This is a genomic window from Vibrio pomeroyi (assembly GCF_024347595.1).
Classification (GTDB): domain Bacteria; phylum Pseudomonadota; class Gammaproteobacteria; order Enterobacterales; family Vibrionaceae; genus Vibrio; species Vibrio pomeroyi.
Genome location: NZ_AP025506.1, coordinates 1894299 through 1917143, shown reverse-complemented (window position 1 = coordinate 1917143; position 22845 = coordinate 1894299). Strand labels below are relative to the sequence as shown.

General features: G+C 41.3%; 22 protein-coding genes and 1 pseudogene. 13 read left to right on the top strand and 10 right to left on the bottom strand.

From position 1 onward, the window contains the following. Nucleotides 1-291 precede the first annotated feature (291 nt). The 7 genes from pyrD to rmf all read left to right on the top strand — a co-directional run bounded on the left by pyrD (nt 292) and on the right by rmf (nt 8922). Nucleotides 292-1302, top strand: coding sequence for a quinone-dependent dihydroorotate dehydrogenase (gene pyrD, locus OCV12_RS08720; protein WP_123301690.1), 1011 nt, complete (start codon nt 292-294; stop codon nt 1300-1302). A gap of 206 nt (nt 1303-1508) precedes the next feature. Further along, nucleotides 1509-2057: a cell division protein ZapC gene (locus tag OCV12_RS08715; RefSeq protein WP_050642973.1), complete on the top strand. Its 549-nt coding sequence runs from the start codon at nt 1509-1511 to the stop codon at nt 2055-2057. A gap of 507 nt (nt 2058-2564) precedes the next feature. After that, nucleotides 2565-4685: a bifunctional 23S rRNA (guanine(2069)-N(7))-methyltransferase RlmK/23S rRNA (guanine(2445)-N(2))-methyltransferase RlmL gene (rlmKL, locus tag OCV12_RS08710; RefSeq protein ID WP_261884404.1), complete on the top strand. Its 2121-nt coding sequence runs from the start codon at nt 2565-2567 to the stop codon at nt 4683-4685. A gap of 67 nt (nt 4686-4752) precedes the next feature. Continuing rightward, nucleotides 4753-4971: a glutaredoxin family protein gene (locus OCV12_RS08705; protein WP_261885946.1), complete on the top strand. Its 219-nt coding sequence runs from the start codon at nt 4753-4755 to the stop codon at nt 4969-4971. Beyond that, nucleotides 4949-6865 carry an ABC transporter ATP-binding protein gene (locus OCV12_RS08700; protein ID WP_261884403.1) on the top strand — a complete coding sequence of 639 codons (1917 nt, stop codon included), beginning with the start codon at nt 4949-4951 and terminating at the stop codon, nt 6863-6865. Before OCV12_RS08705 ends, OCV12_RS08700 begins: the two co-directional genes overlap by 23 nt. A 9-nt stretch (nt 6866-6874) precedes the next feature. Beyond that, the gene (locus OCV12_RS08695; protein WP_261884402.1) at nt 6875-8587 is read left to right on the top strand and encodes a DUF3466 family protein; all 1713 of its coding nucleotides are present in this window, start codon (nt 6875-6877) and stop codon (nt 8585-8587) included. A gap of 161 nt (nt 8588-8748) precedes the next feature. Further along, complete coding sequence (gene rmf, locus OCV12_RS08690) at nt 8749-8922, top strand: ribosome modulation factor (protein WP_010440780.1); 174 nt, start codon at nt 8749-8751, stop codon at nt 8920-8922. Between the two features lie 258 nt (nt 8923-9180). Here the strand turns inward: rmf and fabA are convergent, their stop codons facing one another. Further along, nucleotides 9181-9696, bottom strand: a complete 516-nt coding sequence (gene fabA / locus OCV12_RS08685) for a bifunctional 3-hydroxydecanoyl-ACP dehydratase/trans-2-decenoyl-ACP isomerase (RefSeq protein WP_017059675.1) — start codon at nt 9694-9696, stop codon at nt 9181-9183. 70 nt (nt 9697-9766) lie between these two features. Continuing rightward, nucleotides 9767-11419, bottom strand: a complete 1653-nt coding sequence (locus OCV12_RS08680; RefSeq protein ID WP_261884401.1) for a Lon protease family protein — start codon at nt 11417-11419, stop codon at nt 9767-9769. A 189-nt stretch (nt 11420-11608) separates the two neighbouring features. On the opposite strand from OCV12_RS08680, the gene matP reads away from it, so the two are divergent. The 4 genes from matP to OCV12_RS08660 all read left to right on the top strand — a co-directional run bounded on the left by matP (nt 11609) and on the right by OCV12_RS08660 (nt 14181). After that, nucleotides 11609-12064, top strand: coding sequence for a macrodomain Ter protein MatP (gene matP / locus OCV12_RS08675; protein WP_017630014.1), 456 nt, complete (start codon nt 11609-11611; stop codon nt 12062-12064). Between the two features lie 23 nt (nt 12065-12087). Next, nucleotides 12088-12396 carry a DUF3634 family protein gene (locus OCV12_RS08670; protein ID WP_261884400.1) on the top strand — a complete coding sequence of 103 codons (309 nt, stop codon included), beginning with the start codon at nt 12088-12090 and terminating at the stop codon, nt 12394-12396. A gap of 105 nt (nt 12397-12501) precedes the next feature. Then, complete coding sequence (locus OCV12_RS08665) at nt 12502-12816, top strand: hypothetical protein (RefSeq protein ID WP_261884399.1); 315 nt, start codon at nt 12502-12504, stop codon at nt 12814-12816. A gap of 144 nt (nt 12817-12960) precedes the next feature. Then, complete coding sequence (locus tag OCV12_RS08660; RefSeq protein ID WP_261884398.1) at nt 12961-14181, top strand: hypothetical protein; 1221 nt, start codon at nt 12961-12963, stop codon at nt 14179-14181. Between the two features lie 126 nt (nt 14182-14307). Here OCV12_RS08660 and OCV12_RS24910 read toward each other — a convergent pair whose 3' ends face one another. Both OCV12_RS24910 and OCV12_RS08650 read right to left on the bottom strand, forming a co-directional pair. Further along, nucleotides 14308-14910: a DUF2971 domain-containing protein gene (locus OCV12_RS24910; RefSeq protein ID WP_176681151.1), complete on the bottom strand. Its 603-nt coding sequence runs from the start codon at nt 14908-14910 to the stop codon at nt 14308-14310. Nucleotides 14911-15287: 377 nt separating this feature from the next. Continuing rightward, entirely contained in the window at nt 15288-15959 is a 672-nt protein-coding gene (locus OCV12_RS08650; protein ID WP_261884397.1) for a hypothetical protein, read from the bottom strand. A 953-nt stretch (nt 15960-16912) separates the two neighbouring features. Here OCV12_RS08650 and OCV12_RS08645 point away from each other — a divergent pair. Beyond that, nucleotides 16913-17279: pseudogene (locus tag OCV12_RS08645) on the top strand (regulator). A gap of 207 nt (nt 17280-17486) precedes the next feature. Here OCV12_RS08645 and OCV12_RS08640 read toward each other — a convergent pair. From OCV12_RS08640 to OCV12_RS08620, 5 genes are all read right to left on the bottom strand, one after another. Then, a complete protein-coding gene (locus OCV12_RS08640; RefSeq protein WP_261884396.1) occupies nt 17487-18023 on the bottom strand; it encodes a hypothetical protein in 537 nt (178 codons plus the stop codon). A gap of 9 nt (nt 18024-18032) precedes the next feature. Beyond that, nucleotides 18033-18314, bottom strand: a complete 282-nt coding sequence (locus OCV12_RS08635) for a hypothetical protein (RefSeq protein WP_261884395.1) — start codon at nt 18312-18314, stop codon at nt 18033-18035. 520 nt (nt 18315-18834) lie between these two features. Further along, on the bottom strand, nt 18835-19281 hold the full coding sequence (locus tag OCV12_RS08630) for a hypothetical protein (protein ID WP_261884394.1): 447 nt from the start codon (nt 19279-19281) through the stop codon (nt 18835-18837). Next, nucleotides 19265-19612, bottom strand: coding sequence for a hypothetical protein (locus OCV12_RS08625; RefSeq protein ID WP_261884393.1), 348 nt, complete (start codon nt 19610-19612; stop codon nt 19265-19267). Before OCV12_RS08625 ends, OCV12_RS08630 begins: the two co-directional genes overlap by 17 nt. A gap of 131 nt (nt 19613-19743) precedes the next feature. Next, nucleotides 19744-20925 carry a zonular occludens toxin domain-containing protein gene (locus tag OCV12_RS08620; RefSeq protein ID WP_261884392.1) on the bottom strand — a complete coding sequence of 394 codons (1182 nt, stop codon included), beginning with the start codon at nt 20923-20925 and terminating at the stop codon, nt 19744-19746. A gap of 440 nt (nt 20926-21365) precedes the next feature. Between OCV12_RS08620 and OCV12_RS08615 the strand changes: the two genes are divergently transcribed. Continuing rightward, nucleotides 21366-21734, top strand: a complete 369-nt coding sequence (locus OCV12_RS08615; RefSeq protein ID WP_261884391.1) for a regulator — start codon at nt 21366-21368, stop codon at nt 21732-21734. 76 nt (nt 21735-21810) lie between these two features. On the opposite strand, the gene OCV12_RS08610 is transcribed toward OCV12_RS08615, so the two are convergent. After that, nucleotides 21811-22623: a hypothetical protein gene (locus OCV12_RS08610; protein WP_261884390.1), complete on the bottom strand. Its 813-nt coding sequence runs from the start codon at nt 22621-22623 to the stop codon at nt 21811-21813. Nucleotides 22624-22845: the final 222 nt, after the last annotated feature.

Sequence of the window (22845 nt, the reverse complement as noted above, 5' to 3'; positions counted from 1 at the left end):
CTATAAGGGCAGGCCATTAGGTCTGCCTTTTTCGTTTGGTTAAACAGTTCTCGATAAATTAACTATTCGTACAAGTATCACAGTATCAGTGAGCTGATGGCAGAACAGGTATAAGGAACATTCCTAAAAGATAATCTGGGCTTGAAACGGTAACGTTTGCTTAATAATGAACCTCATTCGTTAGCAAACTCGATTATCTTACCCTTACAGTCAGTAATAGATTGAATAGTTGGGTAAATAAGTAAATAATATCGCCCCGTTTACACGGGGCTTTTTTCTATCGGAGGCACAATGCTTTACCGTCTAGCCAGAACTGGCTTTTTCCAACTTGATGCCGAAAAGGCACATGATCTTGCAATTCAAAATTTCAAACGCTTCACAGGTACACCTATTGATCTTTTGTATCGCCAACAATTACCTCACCGACCTGTAGAGTGCATGGGTCTTACTTTTAAAAACCCAGTTGGCCTTGCGGCTGGCTTAGATAAAAACGGCGAATGTATCGATGCATTTGGCGCAATGGGTTTTGGTTTCGTAGAAGTAGGGACTGTTACTCCTCGTCCGCAAGCGGGTAACGACAAACCTCGTTTGTTCCGTCTTGTTGAAGCTGAAGGCATCATCAACCGCATGGGCTTTAATAACCTCGGCGTTGATAACCTTGTTGAGAATGTTAAGAAGTCGAACTACGACGGCATCTTAGGCATCAACATCGGTAAGAACAAAGACACACCAATTGAAAAGGGCGCTGAAGATTACTTGATCTGTATGGAGAAGGTATATCAATACGCTGGTTACATTGCTGTGAACATCTCTTCACCAAACACTCCAGGGCTTCGTTCTCTTCAATATGGCGAAGCACTAGACGATCTATTGTCTGAACTGAAAACGAAACAATCTGAACTAGAAGAGAAGCATGGTAAATATGTTCCTCTTGCTCTTAAGATTGCTCCGGATCTAAGTGACGATGAAATCAGCCAAATTTGTGAATCATTGATCAAAAATAAGATCGATGGTGTGATCGCAACAAACACAACATTGGATCGTTCAATCGTTGAAGGAATGAAGCATTGCGACGAAGCGGGTGGTCTAAGCGGACGTCCAGTTCAATCTCGCAGTACTGAAGTTGTTCGTAAACTTTATCAAGAGCTTGGTGACCAACTGCCGATCATCGGGGTAGGTGGTGTTGATTCGTATGTTGCTGCAAAAGAGAAAATGATGGCAGGCGCTAAGCTTGTACAAGTTTACTCTGGTTTCATTTACAAAGGTCCAGGCCTTGTAGGCGACATCGTTAAAAATCTTTAAGCGGCAAGACGCTTTTATTTCTGAAAAGCGACAATCTGGCATCGTCTTAATAAAAGAGACACTGTAACTCACTGAGTTGTAGAGAAAAGCGACAAAAAAGAGGAATTCATTTCCTCTTTTTTTTTGCCTATTGCTCAGTAAAATTACTGTAATTGAAGGTAATTTTGCGTTTTACCTAATGGAATGGTTCAACAGTGTGAGACGAAATGATGCTTAAACCTAGCGATACATGGAGTTGGTATTACGATGAGCAGCAATGTTCATTAATGCTAAACCTCGGAGAGGATATGATTTTCAAAACGAATCTGGTCCGCAATAAGCTGGTGGACTGCGCGTTTCGAGATAATGAATTCACCGTTGATGACGCATCTTCATACCAAACCTTCAAAGAACAAATTTCTGGCTTAGAACTGTCTGAGCCTCGCCAAGCTGAATTGGCACTCTATTGTGTGGCAGCAAAGCGCTTCCATAAGCCTGTACAGCCTAAGAGTTGGTTCTTCGACTCACAAGGTACAGGTCATGAATATCCTCAAGAAGGGGATATTGTACAAATGAATAATGAGCATAGCTTAGGGTATTTCATTGTATTAGAAGTGGGAGAGTGTGCGAGCCTATGCGCATTTGTCGACCTAGAAGAGTTCCTGTTAACGCCTTCAAAAGGGCTTCGATTTGGAGACTCAATTAAGGTGATGCACGATAGAATGATAGACGCGAACGCTATCCTTCATCAGACGCACATCGCGATGGTGGGTTAACCTACAATCTAGCACATCATTTCTACCACGCATCGCAGCATACAAACGTATAAACCTTCCTCAGAATCGGCTTAATAGCCGATTTTTTTGTGTCTAAAAAACTTCATCCTGATAAATACATCACTGCTTAACTATTTAAATAGTGAACTTACGACTATTTTTTCACCTTAATTTCTGCCCGTTTTCATCGCCAGAAGAGTAAATCTACCGTCTTTATTCCCTGTTTCTGGTCTTTTGTAACTAAATTTCACCCGTAAACTGAGCTTGGTATATACCAATTTTGGGGTGAATATAAATTCACTTTGCTACTTTGGTTAATAGGCGGTCAGAAATGGAGTCGGTTTGATAGGTCTTATGTTCTAAGGGGATGTGGGTAAGCGATCGCTTCAAGACTGTGCATTTGCTAGCCAGTTAGTCGAAAGATTCAATGAAAAGACGCGTTTAGTGTGATGCTCTAGTTACAAATTCAGGTATAATCGAGCTCATTTTTATCAATAAAAGAACACTATGAATCAATATCTAGCGGTTACCTCAAACGGCCTTGAGAATTTATTAGTTGAAGAACTAACCCAACTAGGGATTACAAACGCAAAACCTGTTCAAGCAGGTGTTAAATTCAAAGCGACCAATGAGCAAATTTATCGTTGTTGTTTGTGGAGCCGTTTGGCTTCTCGATTTGTACGTGTCCTTTCTGAATTCACTTGTATGGACGACATGGATTTGTACCTATCAACCACTGCGGTTAACTGGGTAAACCAATTCCACAGCTCTAAGCGTTTTGTTGTTGACTTCAATGGTACGAACAACGAAATCCGCAACAGCCAATACGGTGCGATGAAAGTAAAAGATGCTGTTGTTGATTGCTTCGAGAAGAAGTCTTTGCCACGTCCTTCTATCAGCAAAGAGAACCCAGATGTTCGTATTCACGTTCGTCTACACCGTGATAAAGCGATTCTTGGTGTTGATATGGTAGGTAGCGGTCTTCACCAACGTGGTTACCGTCCAGAATCAGGTCGTGCTCCGTTGCGTGAAACACTAGCTGCTGCAATCCTTCTTCGTAGTGGTTGGGATGCAACGAAACCTTTCTTAGATCCTATGTGTGGTTCAGGTACGTTAGTAATTGAAGCTGCAATGATGGCCGCAAACCTAGCGCCGGGTGTTAAACGTCAGAAGTGGTGTTTTGAATCACTAGAAGATTTCGAGCCTGAGCTTTGGGCGGAAGTAAAAGCTGAAGCGAATGTTCAAGGCCGTCGTGGCGTTAAGAAAGTAGAATGTAAGTTCTATGGTTACGACAACGATGAACGCATGATCAAAACAGCGCGCGATAATGCTCGTCGTGCTGGTGTAGAAGATTTGATTGAATTCGAAGTAGATGATGCAGCAAAACTTAAACGTCCTACAGAATTTACTGATGGTGTGATTGTTTCTAACCCACCTTATGGTGAGCGTCTGGGTACAGAGCCTGGCCTAATTGCACTTTACACCGCATTCGGTGCACAGCTTAAAGCTGAATTTGGTGGTTGCAACGCATCTATCTTCTCTAGCTCAGACGAGCTACTAAGTTGCTTACGCATGCGTGCAGACAAACAGTTCAAATTGAACAACGGTGCGTTACCGTGTCACCAGAAGAACTACTCAATTTCAGATCGTCCGATGTCAGAGCGTCCAGCAGGCGACCAAGAACAATTGATTGCACCTGATTTCGCGAACCGTCTTAAAAAGAACATCGGCAAAATTGGTAAGTGGGCTAAGAAAGAGCAATTAGATTGTTACCGTATCTACGATGCTGACTTACCTGAATACAATGTAGCGATTGATGTATACCCAGGTCACCTTGTGATTCAAGAATATGCAGCGCCTAAAGATGTGCCGGAAGAGAAGGCAAAACGTCGCTTAACCGATATCATCCGTGCTTCTATTCAAGTAACAGGCGTTGAAGCAAACAACGTTGTGCTTAAAGTTCGTCAGAAGCAGAAGGGTCGCTCTCAATACCAGAAACTGGCTCAAGACTCATCGAACCTAGAAGTGAACGAATACGGCGTGAAGCTGATTGTTAACCTTCACGATTACCTAGATACCGGCTTGTTCCTAGATCATAAGATCACTCGTCGTCGCATCGGTGAGATGGCCGCAGGTAAGGATTTCCTAAACTTGTTTGCTTACACTGGTAGCGCGTCTGTACATGCTGCAGTGGGTGGCGCTCGTTCTACAACTACTGTTGATATGTCTAATACCTACCTAGAGTGGGCGAAAGAGAACATGGAGCTTAACGGTCGTGTTGGTCGTAAGCATCAATTTGTTCAAGCTGACTGTCTACAATGGTTGGCTAAAGAGCAGGGCTCTTACGACCTGATCTTTATTGATCCACCTACGTTCTCAAACTCTAAACGTATGGATCAATCTTTCGATGTTCAACGTGATCATATTCAGTTGATGGAAAACCTGAAGCGTCTTCTTCGTGAAGAAGGCACGATTGTGTTCTCTAACAATAAGCGTCACTTCAAAATGAACTTGGAAGCTCTCGATGAGTTAGGTCTTAAGGCTCAGAACATCTCAGCTAAGACACTCCCATTGGACTTCTCTCGCAACAAGCACATTCATAACTGCTGGTTGATTACGCATAAGTAGTTAAGAGATTGTATAAGGATATATAGTGCTGACTCTCTACAGTACAGAAGGGTGCCATCTATGTGAGATGGCATTCCAACTCACGGAACAGTTAGACATTAGCCATCACGTCAACGTTGTTGACATCGCATTTGATGATGAGCTCTTTTCCCGTTACGGGGTCACTATTCCGGTGCTCAAATTTGAAAGCTCTGACCTTTCTCAAAGCTCAGAGCTTAACTGGCCATTTGGCTTGTTAGAACTTAATGATTGGTTAAAGAAGAATGGCATTACTTACAATTCATAATGGGCAATTAGCGTTTGGCGATCACCCATTATTAGATGGTGCGGACTTCGCGCTGCAAGAAAACGAACGTGTGTGTTTAGTAGGGCGCAATGGCGCTGGTAAGTCGACATTGATGAAAATCCTATCTGGAAACATCATCATGGATGACGGCAAGATGCAAATCACTCAAGACGTGGTTGTGTCTCGCCTTGAGCAAGATCCACCGCGTAATGAGCAAGGTACAGTTTATGACTACGTTGCTGGTGGCCTTGCTGAAATCGGCGAACAGTTGAAGATCTACCATGATCTTCTTGATCTCATCGCAATAGACCCAAGTGAAAAGAATTTAAACCGTCTTACTCGTGTTCAAGAACAACTGGATCATGCTAATGCATGGCGTTTTGAAGATCGTGTAAGTAACGTATTGGCAGCACTTAAGTTGACTGCTGAAACCAAGCTGACAGATTTGTCCGGTGGTTGGCAACGTAAAGCAGCACTTGCTCGTGCGCTTGTATGTGACCCTGACGTTCTTCTATTAGATGAACCGACTAACCACTTGGATGTCGCGACCATTGAATGGTTAGAGGGCTTCCTGAAAGACTTCCGTGGTTCAATCATCTTTATCTCACACGACCGTGCATTCATTAAATCGATGGCAACACGTATTGTCGATCTTGATCGCGGTAAATTGAGTTCTTTCCCGGGTGATTACGAAAACTATCTTGTTGAGAAAGAAGAAGCGCTTCGTGTAGAAGAAATGCAAAACGCTGAATTCGATAAGAAGCTCGCTCAAGAGGAAGTTTGGATTCGTCAGGGCATCAAAGCTCGTCGTACTCGTAACGAAGGCCGTGTTCGTGCGCTTAAGAAGTTACGTGAAGAACGTTTGAACCGTCGTGAAGTGCAGGGCAAAGCCGTTATCCAAATCGATGATGGTCAGCGTTCTGGCAAGATTGTATTTGAAGCAGAAAACCTTAACTTTGGCTTTGAAGGCAAAGAGATTGTTAAAGACTTTAGCTTCAACATCATGCGTGGCGATCGTATTGCTCTGATTGGCCCGAATGGCTGCGGTAAGAGTACGGTACTTAAACTGCTGCTTGATCAACTTAAGCCAGACTCAGGCCGTCTACATTGCGGTACTAAGCTTGAGGTCGCTTACTTCGACCAATACCGTGAAATCCTAGACCCAGAGAAGTCGGTTATTGATAACCTAGCGGATGGTAAGCAAGAGGTCACTGTCGGCGGCCGTGAGCGTCATGCACTAAGCTACTTACAAGACTTCTTGTTCTCGCCTAAACGTGCTCGTACTCCTGTTAAAGCACTATCTGGTGGTGAGAAAAACCGTCTGTTATTGGCGCGTATTTTCCTTAAGTCGAACAACTTGTTGATTCTCGATGAGCCAACCAACGATCTAGATATCGAAACTTTGGAACTTTTAGAAGATTTGCTTGCCAACTATCAGGGTACGCTTCTTTTAGTGAGTCACGATCGTCAGTTTGTTGATAACACGGTTATGACAAGTTGGATCTTCGAAGGTAACGGTGTGATTGAAGAATTTGTTGGTGGCTATCACGATGCTCAGCAGCAAAGAAAGCAGGCATTAGAGTACCGACAGGTTGAAAAGCCATCAAAGCCAGAGAAAGTAGTTGAGGAAACTCCCAAAACTGCGCCAGTTAAGGCTAAACCTAAGAAGTTATCGTATAAGCTACAACGAGAACTAGAAGCGCTACCAATGCGTTTAGAAGAATTGGAAACTCAAATTGAAACTCTTCAGGAAGAAGTCAACGATCCAAGCTTCTTTTCAAAATCTGTAGAGCAGACACAACCAGTATTAGATAAGCTATCTGCAGCAGAGCAGGAGCTTGAAGTTGCTTTTGAGCGCTGGGAAGAGCTCGAGGCACTACAACAGGAAAGTTAAGAAGTAATAATGACTTGTACTAAATTTAAATTAACAACAGTTGCAGCATTAGTTTTTGCTGCAACTAATGCCAACGCTGCGCTTTACAAGGTAGTTGAAGTTACTCCTTCGATTACAGGTGCGTCTGAGATCTTTGGTGTAGCGATTCAACCTGGTGCTGCTACCGATGGAACGAACGACCTTGCATTAGGGTGTTTTGACTCTGCAGCGACTAATTGTGCGGACAGTACATTTAAACTTGCTGGTGAAACTCGCAATGCTGTTGATGGTATCGGTTATCGCGAAGAAGTCCCGTTTGCTATGGATGCTCCGTTCCAATACATTCAAGAGCGTGACGATTTCGAAAACTATTGTTATCGCGAGTTGAGATACTCTACTTGTGAAAGTTGGGCAGATAATCGATGGGCTACTTGGAGCAAAGAAAGTGACCTAAGCTATGTGAATGCGAAGGCTTTTGTCGGCGAAGGTGGTAGCTCTATCAGTTCGTTTAACGTTTCAATTACTGCTCTGGATGAATCAGGATCGCCACTCGGTATTGAATCAAACGGCAGTGATATTCGTTATAATGCAGTGACAACGGTTCCCCTTACTGCATCTTCTGAATCTCGTGCCTGGGGTGCTCTAACTGTTGATAACGCCGGTACTGATGTGACATACAACTTCGGTAGTATTTCGGTAGACCAACCTGCGACAGATACGTCAAATACTACATTTAGTTCTAAAGCTGCCATTTGGAAGAACGGAAAAGTTCACGAATTTACATGGATACAAGGTGATATCCCACAAACTGGTGATTACTTCGCTCAAGGAAGTATGCGTGGTCTCGCTGCAAACTCCGGCAAGTTATACGGCGTAGGTTTCGATACAGTGAATGGTAATGGTGATTTACAAGACATGAATGCAAGTGTCTTTGTTAGTGACTCATTAGATATTTCAGGAGCGACTTGGACAACGAAAATTATTAGCGGTGCTGAAGTTAATTCAGGTTCGTCGAATGATGATGCTAGATACAGTAACTCCGTTGCGACTGACATCAACGATAACTTGTTTGTCGTTGGTTACTCTAAGCGTAATGGCTATGTGCCAGAGAGCGGCAGCGCAGGTAACAAGATTTTTGTAGTGGCTGATGCGTCTGCAGCAACTCCAACTGCAACGTACTTATCTGGTGGTATCTTCTTTGGTGGTTCGAGTGGTGAGGCAAAAGCCGTGAATAACTTCAATGAGTTTGTTGGTCAGATTGACGCTGAAACAACTCGAGAGGTTGATGGTAGTGAACGTAGACATCGTGGATTTATCTATCCTTACAATGTTTCAACATCGACCGACGAACGTCGTGTTGACATCTTTAACGGCCAGGCATGGTGGTTAGATGATCTAACAAATGACGGTAACGTTTCTGGAGATAGCAACAAGTTCCGAATTATTGATGCTTCTGACATCAATGATGCGGGCGTTATTTCTGCAACTGCTATCAAATGTACAGTAGGCGGAACAACTCAAGCGTATGATACAACTGCACATAACTCTTACTGTGGCGGCGCAGCGTCTAACGCAGTGGAAGAGGTTGTTGCAGTTAAGCTAATTCCAATCTCTGGTGCTACCAAAGCTGATATCCAGACGCGTAGTACAGATACAGAGAAAGTTGATCGCCAAGGCGGTAGCCTAGGTTGGTTAACTTTGACTGTACTTGGTCTATTAGGGTTCCGCAGAAAATTTAAATAATTTTATCTCTTGAGCCCGAGTTCACAATTCTGAACTCGGGCTTTTTTTCACCTTGAGAAAAGTGAAAAATTGATCGATTCTTAAAGTTGGAGTCACAAAAACTCCGCAAAGTTGTAATCATTGTATGTTAGTAAATGGAACACCCGTATGAGGACTGCACTATGAAGAGACAAAAGCGTGATCGACTAGAACGAGCACAATCTCAAGGTTACAAAGCTGGTTTAAATGGTAGGTCGCAAGAAGCTTGCCCATATAGCCAAATGGATTCTCGGTCTTATTGGTTAGGTGGTTGGCGAGACGCCAAAGATGATAGAAATGCAGGTCTCTATAAATAGATAGGGCGCAACGAATTCAAGGTCAGGGCTCCATTGTTGATTCAACAACTGGAGCCTTGTTAGTTTCTGAGAGGCAAGAAGGGGTTGGACTCGAAATGGGTCTGGTCGCTCTTAGTGAGTTCTCCAGGTAGGTATAGCTGGTGGACTGATATTAATTCTATTATTAAATTAGCAACACACCCTAACGCACTATAACTAAATATATTGAAGTGAAAATAAAGCAGCCATGGGCTGCTTTATTAAAAATCTAATATTTAATTAGAATGCTGACGTATCTTGGAAAAGGCCAACTTTCAAATCTTTAGCAACATAGATCTCTTTACCATCAACCAGTACGCGACCATCTGCAAGGCCCATCACTAGGCGACGGTTAACAACACGCTTCATGTGGATCTCGTAAGTTACTTTTTTTGCAGTAGGTAGGATTTGACCTGTGAATTTCACCTCGCCAACACCTAGAGCACGACCTTTACCTTCGCCGCCAACCCAACCAAGGTAGAAGCCAACAAGCTGCCACATTGCATCAAGGCCTAGACAACCAGGCATTACAGGGTCACCAGGGAAGTGACAGTCGAAGAACCAAAGGTCAGGAGTAATATCCAGCTCTGCAAGAACTAAACCTTTACCGTAGTCACCTTCAGTTTCAGACATTTTAGTGATGCGGTCCATCATCAACATGTTCGGTGCTGGTAGTTGAGGGCCTTGTGGCCATAGTTCGCCTTGGCTTGATGCTAGAAGCTCTTCGCGAGTGTAAGAATCACGTTTGTTTTGCATTATCAATTACTCCGATTTTTGATAGGTGCATATTAGTGAACAGGTGTACGCTAAACAAGTCCGATCAGTACTAGACAAACCAGTTTTTAATGCGTCCAACAATTCCAATAGGGTGCTCATGTCTTTCAAAGTTTTCAATACGTTCCGCGATTTTGCTCAGAACGCTTTCTTGTTCGTCGTCTCTAAATGGCTTGTTCATAATGAGAGGAATGGCTTCATCTACATTAGACACAGACCAAATGTGAAATTCTTCATTTTTGATGCTTTCAATCAGGTCAGGCTTTAACGCAAGATGCTTAAGGTTAGATCTTGGAAGGATCACACCTTGTTCGCCTGTTAAGCCTTGGTGCTTACATACATGATAGAAGCCTTCAATTTTCTCGTTAAGGCCGCCAACAGCCTGGACACGACCAAATTGGTCCACTGCGCCTGTTACTGCAATCTGTTGATTGATTGGGTACTCAGACAAAGCACTCACCAGAGAACATAGCTCCGCGAGAGAAGCACTATCGCCATCGACTTCGCAGTACGATTGTTCAAACACCACTGAAGCAGCATACGGCAGGGGATCTTCAAGGTTCAGTGCACTACTTACGAATGCTTGCATGATCATCATACCTTTCGCATGAAGGTTACCACCAAGTTCGGCTTTTCGTTCCACATCGGCAATATCACCGTCACCAAAGTGAATAACACATGAAATTCGTGCAGGTTCACCATACGATATCGGGTGTCCTGGTACATCGATGACAGTCAGACCGTTAACTTGGCCAACTTGTTCACCTTCAGTTTCGATAATAACTTGGCCATCTCGAATATCATCAAGGGCGCGTTCTGGAAGGTATGATTCACGGTTGTATTTGTGCTGCTGAGCCTGTTGGATATGGTGGATGTCAATCTCACCATTGTCAGCCTCAATCAAAGCCTCGTTGAGTAGCGCATTGTGCCAAATTGGGCACAGCGGGATATAGCTTTGATCTTCAGTTTCTCTTGCGCCAGCGGTGAGAATTCCAGTTAGCGCTTGTTGCGTAATATTTGGAAGGTTATAGCGCTTTTGAAGCCACTTAAGGTATCCAAAGTATTGAACTAAAGTTTCTTCTGAAATTTTAACGTCTTGCTCTATTTCACTGAATAGACAAAAGCCCGTTTGAATATCGCTGTCTAGATAATCAAGGTCACCTAATTGAGCTCGGTCTCCAACCACAATCAATTTGATGTTGTAGGTAAGGGGTAAAGTCGGGGATTGATTTAGGTGTTCAGGGTTGCTGTTGATTGGCTCTACGGCTTCGCCAAGAAGCGCAGATTTCAGCAATAACCAGCTTCCTGGATTTGCCAAAATCAAGTTTGCTGAAACGATCAGATAACCATTGTTTGCTCTAGCCAGTAAGCCTGGTTTTGTCGCAATAACTTTACCGTCTTTTGATTGAACTTGGTCAAACAGAGAAGCAGCATTTAAAGACTCAGTTTTTACAACCGGTAGAGTGTGGTCGTCTAAAGCAGTAACTAAAGATTCAACAATCATTTGACGATAGATCGAGTTGTCCGGAGCGTTTACGAGTAAAACACGCGAAAGGTTAGATAAGCGGACAAAGCGTGTTAGCGCGTCATTGAATCTATGTTGAATGTCTGAAAACGGGAAAGGCGAGATGTCAGGGAATTGCTCTAATTGAGCGCTATATTCGTCGTACTGAGGCGTAACATGTCGCCAATCTACTTGAGTCATTTAAATTTCTGATTATGATAATGAGGTAGGGAGTATATAGAAAAACCGATCTCGCTTGTAGCTCTATGTTGTAGTTACTAATCACTAAGCTAATATAAGTATGATCTTGGTCTATTCTTTGAAGACTATAATTGTTAAATAGCCCTTTATGGGTTACGCTGTCACTAGGATTAACTCTCGAGATTAGACATGAAATATCAGCAACTTGAAAACTTGGAATGTGGTTGGAAATGGAACTATCTGGTCAAAAAATGGAAAGAAGGTGAATCGATCACCTGCCATATCGATTCAAGTGAAGCTGATGTTGCTATCCAAGCCTTATTGAAGCTCGAACACCAGCCGACAGGCGTTCTTGAGTGGATATCTAACAACATGTCTCCTGAGCTTGATAACAAGCTTAAACAAGCCATCAGAGCCAAGCGCAAACGTCACTTCAATGCTGAACAAGTTCACACTAAGAAGAAATCAATCGACCTTGATTATCGTGTATGGGAAAAACTTTCCCAAAGAGCGAACGAATTGGGTTGTACGCTATCTGATGCCATCGAATACTTAGTAAGCGAAGCATCTCGCAGTGAACAAGCTAGCAAGACAGTGACCAGTCTCAAAGAAGACCTGAGTAAACTCCTTTCTGACGATAAATAATCATAAACTGTAATGGTGACATTATGATGTACGTAATCTTAATTGGTGCAGCGTTGGTTTTTTGGTTAGTCGCAATTGATAGACCAGTACTAAAAATCAAATTCAACGATGGCGCGATCGAGCAAGTTAAAGGTCATCTACCACCGAGCTTTAAGCATAACCTTCAAGAGATTGGTCATAACAATGCTTTTAAAGGTGAGTTAAAAGTGTATGCGAAGCGCTCAGGTTACAATCTTAAATTTACTAAAGACGTCCCTAAAAGCGTTCAACAGCGTATTCGTAACGTGTTCCCGCATAATGGCTTTAAATCTAAAGGTTCAAAGAAGGCGTAATTGTCGATCACTACGTCTTACGTAGTAAACTGTCATACAAAGCTCATTCTCAACCTACCTTAAACTCCAGCATACTGTTCTTAACTTCTACTAAGAGAGAACAGTATGAAATATCTTGTATTCTTGTTGTGTTTTTTATCCCCAACCGCCGCATTGTCCGACGATTCATTAACTAATCCAGTTGCAAATAAGATCAAAACCACCGTCATCAAAGGGCTAAATAAGAGTCATGTTGATATGAATGGTTATTGTGACCTTATGATCGAGATGAAGCACTCTAAGGGCTATACAAGAATCAAAAACGTGAGGACATCGGGAGATAGTAAGGTTTGTAAACAAGCAAAGAAGCACTTACCGAAGAACAAAAAGTTCAAATACAGTTTTCCAGAGAAGTACATTCGAATTCAAGTTACAGGTTAACCAGATATAATGCACTATAACTAAATGTCCTTAATTTTCTTGAAACAATTTCGTGAACCAATCTCTAATTTCTATTAATATTAGTTTTATTATCAAGGCAGGATATGCCAACAAAAGAAAGCTTAGGGCAAAGGAAAGTCACGGTTGTTGTTAGCAAATAAAAGTTATTCCCCTGAAGTCATAGAAATCTCTAGGAAAGTTTCGATCAACGTCGAGGCTCGTTTTACAAAGTGGTTAATATCACCCCAATATAAGCTTGAGCAATCTACGGTTGATACGCTGCTAAGTTTAGAAAATAGATATTGTGATAGTGTTATTTTCGATGAAGCCGACCGTATTTCTCATAATCAACGTATTTTATTACGTTGCGAACAAGACCGAGTGAATGCACGCCGCGAGAAGGTGGCAGCTAAACAACAGACATTGCGATATGTGATTGACGATGTCAGCGATGCGGCGTCGGCGCTAATGTTAGAAAAGTTGCAAGGAACCTTAATCAGTTCACTGTTTTCAGAATTACCAGACTACAATCAGTTCGCTAGTGTTGCCTATTCACCGTCTTTAAACTTTTCTAAACTCCATGAAATATCAGCGAAAAGTAGACCGCTGAGCTCAAGTTTAATCGAGTTTGTTTCTAACCGTGAGTTTACTGAAAAGTACGGCAAGAAGTCTAAAGTTATTCTCGATCCTAAAGTGGCAGCACGCCAAATTGGCATTGAGAATTGTCGCTTATTATTCCCTCTGTTAATGAGCCAGCAATTGATTAAGTGGAACGATGGCAACATCAAACACATCACGCCAAAGGTGTGGCAACACTTAGTCGTTACCTCCAATACAACACGAATTCGTCTTCAAGAAACATCGGTTAAAGAACCCAATGTAGGGATTCTACTTGGTGTTTTGAGAGTTCTACCTTTATTTTTGATTTGTAACCATTTTTCTTCGACTTTTGAAGATGCATTGGTGAAAACCATGATCGGATACCGAGATGCAAGTGACAAGCATGATGAATATTATGCTTGTACTGAAATTCTTCCAAACACTCAGTTTCTTGAGTCCATGGTAGAGCAGCTAGAACTTAAACTACTTAAGAAGCTCGTTGAATTCATAGATTGGAGCCCAAGTAATCAATTTATTAAGAGGGCACTTCTTGAGGAAGTGAATGACATTCCTGTGCTTGAGAGAACAATTTATGGCGCGGCTCTGGCCCAGGGAAGAAAGTTCTCTATGTTCGAAGCTTTAGATAACAGCGAGTTATTTAACGTCAAGCACCGGCCTTACTGGTTTTCTACCGTTCAAATGTCTTTGGCAACGATCAAAAAAATGCAAGATCGAGTGTTGGGCAAGTTGACGAATACTATGTAGTTAAGAGAAGAGAGCCGCATTGAAAGTGTGGCTCTCTTTTGTTACACTGTCACTTTAACGTGCTCTGATTTACATAGTACATAGTACATAGTACATAGTACATAGTACATAGTACATAGTTTAAGTCTAACTGACGACTTCGAATGTACATGAATCTCGCTTGGCTACAGCCTGTTTAACGGGGATTCCAAGGCTTTGACATGTCATCAGGACCTTGAGCTTCCTGTCTGCAGGGGCATGCTCTGAAAGGATAACCGCGCTTAAACACTCTTTATTTAGATACAACTTATTTCCGATGATCTCTTCATCGGACAACACCCAACGAAATTCTTTTTCGTAACACCAGTTCGAATGTTTAACTTTGAATATGTCCGTTCCCAGTTTTGCAGTTCTTGACTCACCTAATGATTCTAAGCTGAATATGCTCGGATCATCTTCATATTGGACCTTAAAGCAGTTGAGGTTCAGATCTCCGTTATAGTGATTGAGGTCATACTCGATACACATACCTTTAAAATTGTCGCCGTATTGAGACCAAAGTATTGGGTGGTTATTCGATTGAGAGAAGCACATAACCTTGAAATTATTCTGAAGTCTTGTGTCGCGTAGTAGATTGAATTCAAAAGGGTTGTTAAAGGTTTTAGCGTAATCAAACCATAACGAGCACTCAGATATAGACTGTATGTTTCTATCGTGGAGCGATCTGAACTTATAAAGTTTAGGCAACATATCAAACACCTAGTTTACAAAATTGCTTGATGTTAACACTTTAACTCACAATAGAAGCCTGAATGCATAGCATTTGATTGCTCAATCACTTAATTTATTCATATAAATGTTTGATAGAGCAAAGTTTAAACACTAAATGGTGCTCTGTTTAAGTCTTTGTTTTACTGTATGGAACTAGGCTATAAATCTCTCGGATTTTTTCGAATAAGATACAACGTAACTTTATTGATAGAGTAAGTTATTCTATAAAGTGGAAGTCGAGTAGGGAAAGAGGAAGGTAAGCGACTAACTTTAAAGCCGCACTTAAATAGAACGGCTAATTTTGTATCACGTGATGATTGGAAGGTCGCTAGAATTATACCTATGCATCGACGTTATTAATGCCAGAGAGCTGTTCCTTCGAAGTAAGAAGGATCTCGAGGTAACTTACGTAGAGTAGAATCGTTTATTAGATATAAGTTGGCAAAGTTATTTCGTTTGGATTCTGACGCCGGTAGTTCCCCTAACACGTTGACTATAGTTGTAACTTCTGGTGAATCAAGACTATAACCTTGCTCAAGAAGAACTTCTAATACTGGGTGGAGCTTCTTATATACGCGAGTTGCTTCAGCTTTTGAATCTAGTCGTCTTTTTATCTTCATTAGTAATAAATCTAACCAAGAACCCTTGCCGAGCTGGTCTATATTGGTTTCATCCATAGTAACGTTAGCTATATACATGCTTATTACTAACTGAATGGAGAAGATCAGATAGTACTCCGTTTTTAGCGCTTCGCTTCTAAACAATATCATTGGATAAATATTCTCAAGGATCGTTGTGCAAACAAAACTAACGCCTATCAAGGTACGATACTTAGAGCTAATCACGTCTACGTTAGTGAACCTTAAGAACAGAGATACGATGACAATATAGCTGACAAGTGATGACATAAAAGCAATTATTTGCTCATCAATACTCGCTGACATTCCGTACGCGCTAACGAACGCTGAGCCACTTGTTAGTAGTGAAAACAGGATAATTGCTTGTTTTTGATAGTTATTAGTTTGCAAACTGTAGGCTCCGTTTTAATGCAGCCGCGGAGTATAGATGAAAATTGCAACTAATTTTATATCATGGATGCAATATGGTTATTTTGGCTGCTTATTTAGTGATATCGCTTGGTCCGGTAGGTCGGAAACGGTGCTTTTTGGAATGATTTAATTTGTACTTTGACTCGACTCTGGTAATGAATCTTGTTGTTATGAGCGCCTGCTGCCAAGAGATGAAGTAGGGACGACAGCTGTTGTCTTGCTTTGCGATAATGAGACCTTTCAGTCGAATCTCTATAACCAAACGGCTGTGTAGCATGGCATTTTTGTATGCAACAAGTTTGTTCCAACATTCGGCAGCATTGAATATACGAGCTTTATGTTGTGTCGGATTCACTCGATAATGGAGTCTTTATAGCTTCAAAATGCGCAGGTCTTAACGTACTCATTGAGGTATTTAGGTGTGAGGAGTCTGAAATTAAATGTGAAGGCTGCTTCTTTGAACCTTGAAGCTATCCAGAGGAACGCTATGTTTCTACAGACATAGACACTCAGATATTAAGTGAGCATTGAGCTTTTTTAGAACGAGTTTTGATGAGGGTTCGGCAATATTCACCAAAGATGTTTCAGTGATTTCTTGGACGGACCGGACTAATTTAATAAGTTTACGATCATATAGGTGTGTTTGTAGTAGAAAGTCTCTGGAAACGGCGACAAGTCAGCGTAAAAATCAGAGACACGAAAACCAAGTATAGCCAACAATATCAAACGCAACGCGCATAAACGTGCAGCTAAAAGCCATAAAACCAACGACATGAAGGACTTAATCCGGCATTTTACGCAAAATCCCTAAGGACTAAGGTACTGAAATCTCTCAGATTTCACATGCAATTATTGCGTATTATGTCTGATTATATTTAATGGTGCATATCTTATAAAATCAGTTCAACCTCTCGTATTTCGGGGTTTTATCATTGAAGTATCGCGAAATGAGCAAGAATTACATTTTTCGAGAGTTAGAGTGCCAAATGACCAAGGAAGAGGTCGCTGAACTGTGTTTTAAAACTGTGAGAACAGTCACAGGTTGGGATGAGGGAAAACCAATACCTCCCGAGTGCAAAAGACTAATGCGGATGGAAAGGTAGAGAACTTAGCGTTTGTGACGACTGGGTGCAGTTCAAAATGTTATACGACAGTATGGAGCTGCCGACAGGCCAAGTGGTGAGGCCACAACAAATCTTAGCAGGGATTGCACTTTTGCGAATTCAATCAGAACTAGAGATTAAGACTTCGACACATTTACTTGTACTTGCTAGAGCGATAGCCAACATCAAAAAATAGGATGATAAAAATATGATTGTCCTAACGTGAGATCAAAGCCACAACAACATGGACTTAAATTACGTGAATCTCACTATTAAGGTAAGTTGTGACTAGAACAAAGAGTCTCCTTTTAGAATAGCTAGTCCACCCTTCTGGTCATATTAAAGAAAAAAAACCGAACTCATTGAGTTCGGCTTTTTATGATTATGCGTTCAGTTAGCAGTATTAACCAGTAGGGAACTGGTTTTCTTTTAAAGCTGAGTATTTTACGTTCCTGTTAGGTCTTTTAACTCTACGTACATTACTCGCTGCGCCGTAAAAATAAAGAGGCTGAGGCTGAGGCTGAGGTTGAGTTTGGAGCGAGAGAATTTGCATAGCAGCTTTTGTTTCCGAAAGATAACTTGGAAAGGCGCTTACTGAAAGAAATGGGTCTCTGCTATGTGTGTGTATATCTGTTTTAGCAAGTCCACTCAGCATGAGTTTAATTCTATCTTCTTTCTCTTTCCAAAGTTTTTCATTTGCTAGGGTTTGTTGTGCTAGCAAGTCTTCAAATGATTGCTTGAGCTCTTTATCGCTTTCAGCTGTTCCTTGAGTATGTTCTTTTTTTTGAGCTCTCAACTGAGTGACTAGTTCTTCAGTAATGCGAGACTCGTCAGCTTCTTTTTCAGATTTTTTGTACCAAACCTTAATAAAGGTAAATATAAATCCCACTAGCAGAGCCACAAACGGAATAGTCAAGAATAATACGTTTTTCTCAATCATAGCCACTCCTTAGTTTTTCGATAACTGGGCTTCAAGAATTGCAACTTCAGCTGTATGCCATTTCCCCTTAGAGTACCATCCATAAGACATAATCGGTAGAAGAACACATCCTATTATAGCAAAAATGGGAAATATCACATCACCAGTATTTAATGCATATGCGAGATATAGACCAAACCATGCAATTGAGGCTGCCACCAATGAAGAGCTTAAAGCTTTACAAGAGTCAGACTTGTAAGACAACAATGCCTTCCTTTTATGTGCTTCTTCTAAAATGCTCAGTTCACTCATTATTCAATTTCTCTAAAAATTTTGTAGTCGTTTAATTGCATAAATATACTATAAATTTTGATGTATTAACAACCGCATATAGCTACATATCAAATAGTTGAATTAATGAATGTAAAATTATAATCACTACGGCAAGATCTAGCGCGTAAGCTTGCAACTAAAGCTGGGCTTTATAGGTGCTGATAAATAGGTCGAATTTACCCCCGTGATACAACACGGGGGTTGCTGCCCACAGCGTCGCGCTCGCTGTTCAGCTCTCACGACTCACGCGAAGCTGTGAGCAGAATAGAAAGAGTTGTTAGTTAGATGGGTTGCAGTAGCAGAAAGCCCCACTAATGCTGTGAGGCTCTGCTAGGGTGATCTTGGCAATGTGAAGGGCTAGTGTAGTGGTTTCATCAAGTCAGCTACGCTTCACTGCTTTTCGGGCATTTGGGGAAGTCACCCCCAACAACTGTATCGAGTGCCCTTATCCCTGCGGGGCTTGTGCACCAATAAGCGTTACTGTTTTACGAGTTAAAATTTAAAGGTATCCCAATTGTTCAGCCGCTTTACGCAAGTCGAACAATTGAACATCTTTGGCAAGTTGTTCAAGTTCAATTTGATCCAAACTTTCAACCGATTCTTTACTCGGTGGCTCAAAGAAAATAAAGCCTTGTAGTAAGTTCTGAAGAGAAACAATCTCTTCGCTGTCCAAAACTTTCTTAAGAGATTCTGCTTCAAACTCACTACATTCATATAGCTTTAGATTATGTAAATAAACTAACACATGTTTTTGTTCATCGACTTTAAGTGACTGGAACCACTTTGACGAAGGGAACTGTGCGTTAGAATTTTTCATTTCTGCATCACATTGTTGCCATTTTTGATCCCAATCGACCAAGTAATCTAGCCTATCAGGACTGGTAGCGCAGCCGCCTAATAAAAGGGTGCTTCCCAATAAAGCTAGAGCTTTATAGTGCTGACTCATAAACACATCTCCAAAATTGTTGTTCTTTCCCTGATGTCATGATCATCATTCCTCCAGCAGCCTGCGATACCTTGTGTTTCGTTATCTTGTTAGTTGCCATCATTGCATCTCCCCACAATTCCCAATCATATTCCCTGATTGAAATAGCTCCTTCGAACGCTGCATTTCGAATCGAAGGCGTCCCAAAAAATATTTGATACACAGGAACCATTGAAACAGCGCTACTAAGTAAATCGCCGTGGCTCATTATATCGCGAATTTCTTGAATGCTTCCTTTGCTCTTTGTGGAAAGTGTTAAGTTACTGATTGTACAATATCCTAATTTCGCCATTGTTAGTTCCTCTAGTCAACCTATTAAATTCTAACAATAAAGTGTGATGCTTTTTAACTAACCTCTTAGACAAAAGAATCAAATGCTCAGTCAAAACGAAATCGATATTATGACTCGGTACATTTCGAACCTTACATACTGAAGATATCAACAGACCTTTGTACGTCTTCAACTCTACCATTCATCAAGTCGTTGCTTTCAGAAGCGATAGCAACGCCACTCGATGTAGGTGGACATGTTAAAACCCTAGACACTGATTTAGAACGCACTTGAATCAAACAATCATCAATCAATTCGAAGCGGTAGCCGTAGCGGTTCAATATAGCCGAGCGTATATAAAAGGTGTCTACACCTTTATCTATCCTAAAGACAAAATCAGAATACTCACCAAACCCCTTTGGATAAACCGTTCTATTTACTGACGTAAGATAGACCGCTGTAGAGCCGTTGAATACTGGAAAAGCATCAAAGAAAGGATTCACAGCATCAGGAAGACTTTCAGCAGAAGCTTGAGAAGTAGCATTGCTAGAACCCACACAAACAGAACTTTTCCCATCTTGGATAGGAACATTTTCAGATACTGGAACGTTAGCCGGAGTAGATAGAGTAGGCGAGTTGGGAACGGCAGCTGGCGCATCAACCGTTTGAACTTCACCCACATCAGAATCAGATAGTACATAAGATAAATCCCATAGAAATTTGCCAATGGCCACGACACCGATAAGGATCGCAAGAATAAATTTAGGAGACTTCAAAACCGAGATATCGGGTTTAGTTGCGTTAAAGCCTCCGGTTCCTGTGGACTGATAAAGCGCGAACACATCAACAGGAATCTTTTTGGTTGTACTACTGGCCATGTCGGCCTTAGTGGAAGGAGCTGTCTTAGTTGATTTTGGAGAATGGTTAAAAATCCTAGGCTTACGACTTCGAAAGAAAGTATCTGTGGAGCGGTGAGAATAAGCTTCACCGGCACACCCTTTTAACCAAGTGGGGATTGCGGTGTAATCAGGTGTAAGCATGACAATATCCCATTGGTATTTTCTATGTCGCATGAATGCACCGTAGAAGTCGAACGGGTAGAGCAGTCTGTTATTTTCATCGAGTTGGGTTCGTTCGCAATCATCAACGTCACCCACTTCAAACGAATCAGGGTCAACTGGAAGCCAACGAGAATAGAACAGTTCTGAAAAGTCTTTAGGTAGGTAATCTACGAACTCAGAGAAGGGCTTTTGTAAGAACTTCTCCAGCAGTAGTGCTGCGGTGGGTGGCGATAATACCGGCGTGATGATGTCGGGCGTGAGTGACTCGGACATCAATTTGACCATGACCGATCATGGTGCGATGGCCATGTGGATACCATCAAAGTGATGATGCACGAGATCCGCAAAGTGTGGCGTGATCATGTGATCTCCTTCAAAAATTAAGATAAGGGCGCAAAGTTTTTTTCCTCCTCATAAAGTGTGTTTGTAGTAGAAAGTCTCTGGAAACGGCGACACGTCAGCGTAAAAATCAAAGACACGAAAACCAAGTATAGCCAACAATATCAAACGCAACGCGCATAAACGTGCAGCTAAAATCCATAAAACTAACGACATTAAGGACTTAATCCGGCGTTGTGTGCAAAATCCGTAAGGACTAAGGCACTGAAACCCCTCAGATTTCACATACAATCACTGCGTATTATGTCTGCTTATGTTCAATCGTGCATATCTCCTTGAATCAGTGCAACCTCTTGTATTTAGAGGTTTTATCATTGAAGTATCGCGAAATGAGTAAGAATTACATTTTTCGAGAGTTAGAGTGCCAAATGACGAAAGAAGAGGTCGCTGAACTGTGTTTTAAATCTGTGAGAACAGTCACAGGTTGGGATGAAGGAAACCCAATACCTCCAGAGTGTAAAAGGCTCATGAGAATGGCCAAAGGTCGGGAACTAAGCATTAGTGAAGACTGGGAGCAGTTCAAAATGTTATACGACAGGATGGAGCTGCCTACGGGGCAAGTCGTGAGGCCGCAACAAATTTTGGCAGGGATTGCGCTGTTAGGGATTCAATCTGAGTTAGAGATAAAGACTTCGACACATCTTCTTGGAATAGCTAGAGCGATCGCTAAAATTAAGGCGTAAGTTTAATCAAAGGTGTGAGAGGGAATGAAACCCAACTTTAATGTAAAAGGTGCTGGGTTTCATTTTTCATGGGTGCTTATGAGCTTTTGTTTTCAAGCATTTTCTCACACTCTTTTATAGCTTTTGCGACAGGACTATCGTCAGACCTATTTAACTTACATTCATTTATAAATCTATTGCATTCATTTAAAAAGCTAGGGTGTGAAGAGAATGTAAGATCTTCGCCAAACTCAATGCAGTCTAAAGCAGCTAAAAATTGAGTCGTGGCCATCAGTGAACCTCTATTATATACGTTTATCAATTCAAGAGACCCGTCCTCGTAATCACCTAATTTTTGAGTAATTGGCTTAATTAACTTCTCAGATGCTTCTTTTGTTGAGTACCCGAGTTTTTCAGCATAATGGATAAACACTAACATCATAGAAAGTCCATTAAAGCCATGTTGAAATGGTTGAGAGTAAGAGTTAGGGCCTTCACTGCTTTTTGAGCCATTGAAGTCAACAAACAAATTAGATAAGTTCGTTACTTCCTTATGTAGTAAACCTTGGTGAGCAAGTGATTCATCTAACTTATTACTAACACACGATAGATGCTCGAGCGTGCCTGATAATTGCTCTTTACTAATCTCTATGTTTTCAACTACACCAACCAATTTACCCACTTGGGCATGAATATTCGCGGCTGATTGCTCTTGGGATGCTGATTGCAAAAAGGAATACATTATCGCCAGTATAGCTAATATGATTGAAATCGCTGTTCCGGCAAAAGACAAATAACCTAGTGCCCCTTGATTATCTCCATATAGCCAAGCTGAAGCTTGAACGATAAATTGTATTAAAATAACTATTAGTAAGATGAATAGCCATTCTCTTGTTTTCAGGTTGTTCATTTAAATTTGCCTATTGTAATTATGATATAAATCACGCAATTATTCAGACCTCAAACAACATTCAATTACAGCCGACTATTCAGCAAAGCATTAGTTGAAAGGTTTGTTAGTCACTAGCTTAATATGGGTTTAATTCTACTAATAATTCTTATGTACCAACAGCAATTTATCCCTATAAATTAGGTGGTTGAATCTAAATTATACAATCATTCTATGTGCTAT

Excerpts from the sequence above, each read along its gene's own strand:
- pyrD (WP_123301690.1), top strand. The coding sequence starts at position 292 with ATGCTTTACCGTCTAGCCAGAACTGGCTTTTTCCAACTTGATGCCGAA.
- OCV12_RS08715 (WP_050642973.1), top strand. The coding sequence starts at position 1,509 with ATGATGCTTAAACCTAGCGATACATGGAGTTGGTATTACGATGAGCAG.
- rlmKL (WP_261884404.1), top strand. The coding sequence starts at position 2,565 with ATGAATCAATATCTAGCGGTTACCTCAAACGGCCTTGAGAATTTATTA.
- OCV12_RS08705 (WP_261885946.1), top strand. The coding sequence starts at position 4,753 with ATGGCATTCCAACTCACGGAACAGTTAGACATTAGCCATCACGTCAAC.
- OCV12_RS08700 (WP_261884403.1), top strand. The coding sequence starts at position 4,949 with ATGGCATTACTTACAATTCATAATGGGCAATTAGCGTTTGGCGATCAC.
- OCV12_RS08695 (WP_261884402.1), top strand. The coding sequence starts at position 6,875 with ATGACTTGTACTAAATTTAAATTAACAACAGTTGCAGCATTAGTTTTT.
- rmf (WP_010440780.1), top strand. The coding sequence starts at position 8,749 with ATGAAGAGACAAAAGCGTGATCGACTAGAACGAGCACAATCTCAAGGT.
- fabA (WP_017059675.1), bottom strand. The coding sequence starts at position 9,696 with ATGCAAAACAAACGTGATTCTTACACTCGCGAAGAGCTTCTAGCATCA.
- OCV12_RS08680 (WP_261884401.1), bottom strand. The coding sequence starts at position 11,419 with ATGACTCAAGTAGATTGGCGACATGTTACGCCTCAGTACGACGAATAT.
- matP (WP_017630014.1), top strand. The coding sequence starts at position 11,609 with ATGAAATATCAGCAACTTGAAAACTTGGAATGTGGTTGGAAATGGAAC.
- OCV12_RS08670 (WP_261884400.1), top strand. The coding sequence starts at position 12,088 with ATGATGTACGTAATCTTAATTGGTGCAGCGTTGGTTTTTTGGTTAGTC.
- OCV12_RS08665 (WP_261884399.1), top strand. The coding sequence starts at position 12,502 with ATGAAATATCTTGTATTCTTGTTGTGTTTTTTATCCCCAACCGCCGCA.
- OCV12_RS24910 (WP_176681151.1), bottom strand. The coding sequence starts at position 14,910 with ATGTTGCCTAAACTTTATAAGTTCAGATCGCTCCACGATAGAAACATA.
- OCV12_RS08640 (WP_261884396.1), bottom strand. The coding sequence starts at position 18,023 with ATGATTGAGAAAAACGTATTATTCTTGACTATTCCGTTTGTGGCTCTG.
- OCV12_RS08635 (WP_261884395.1), bottom strand. The coding sequence starts at position 18,314 with ATGAGTGAACTGAGCATTTTAGAAGAAGCACATAAAAGGAAGGCATTG.
- OCV12_RS08630 (WP_261884394.1), bottom strand. The coding sequence starts at position 19,281 with ATGAGTCAGCACTATAAAGCTCTAGCTTTATTGGGAAGCACCCTTTTA.
- OCV12_RS08625 (WP_261884393.1), bottom strand. The coding sequence starts at position 19,612 with ATGGCGAAATTAGGATATTGTACAATCAGTAACTTAACACTTTCCACA.
- OCV12_RS08620 (WP_261884392.1), bottom strand. The coding sequence starts at position 20,925 with ATGTCCGAGTCACTCACGCCCGACATCATCACGCCGGTATTATCGCCA.
- OCV12_RS08610 (WP_261884390.1), bottom strand. The coding sequence starts at position 22,623 with ATGAACAACCTGAAAACAAGAGAATGGCTATTCATCTTACTAATAGTT.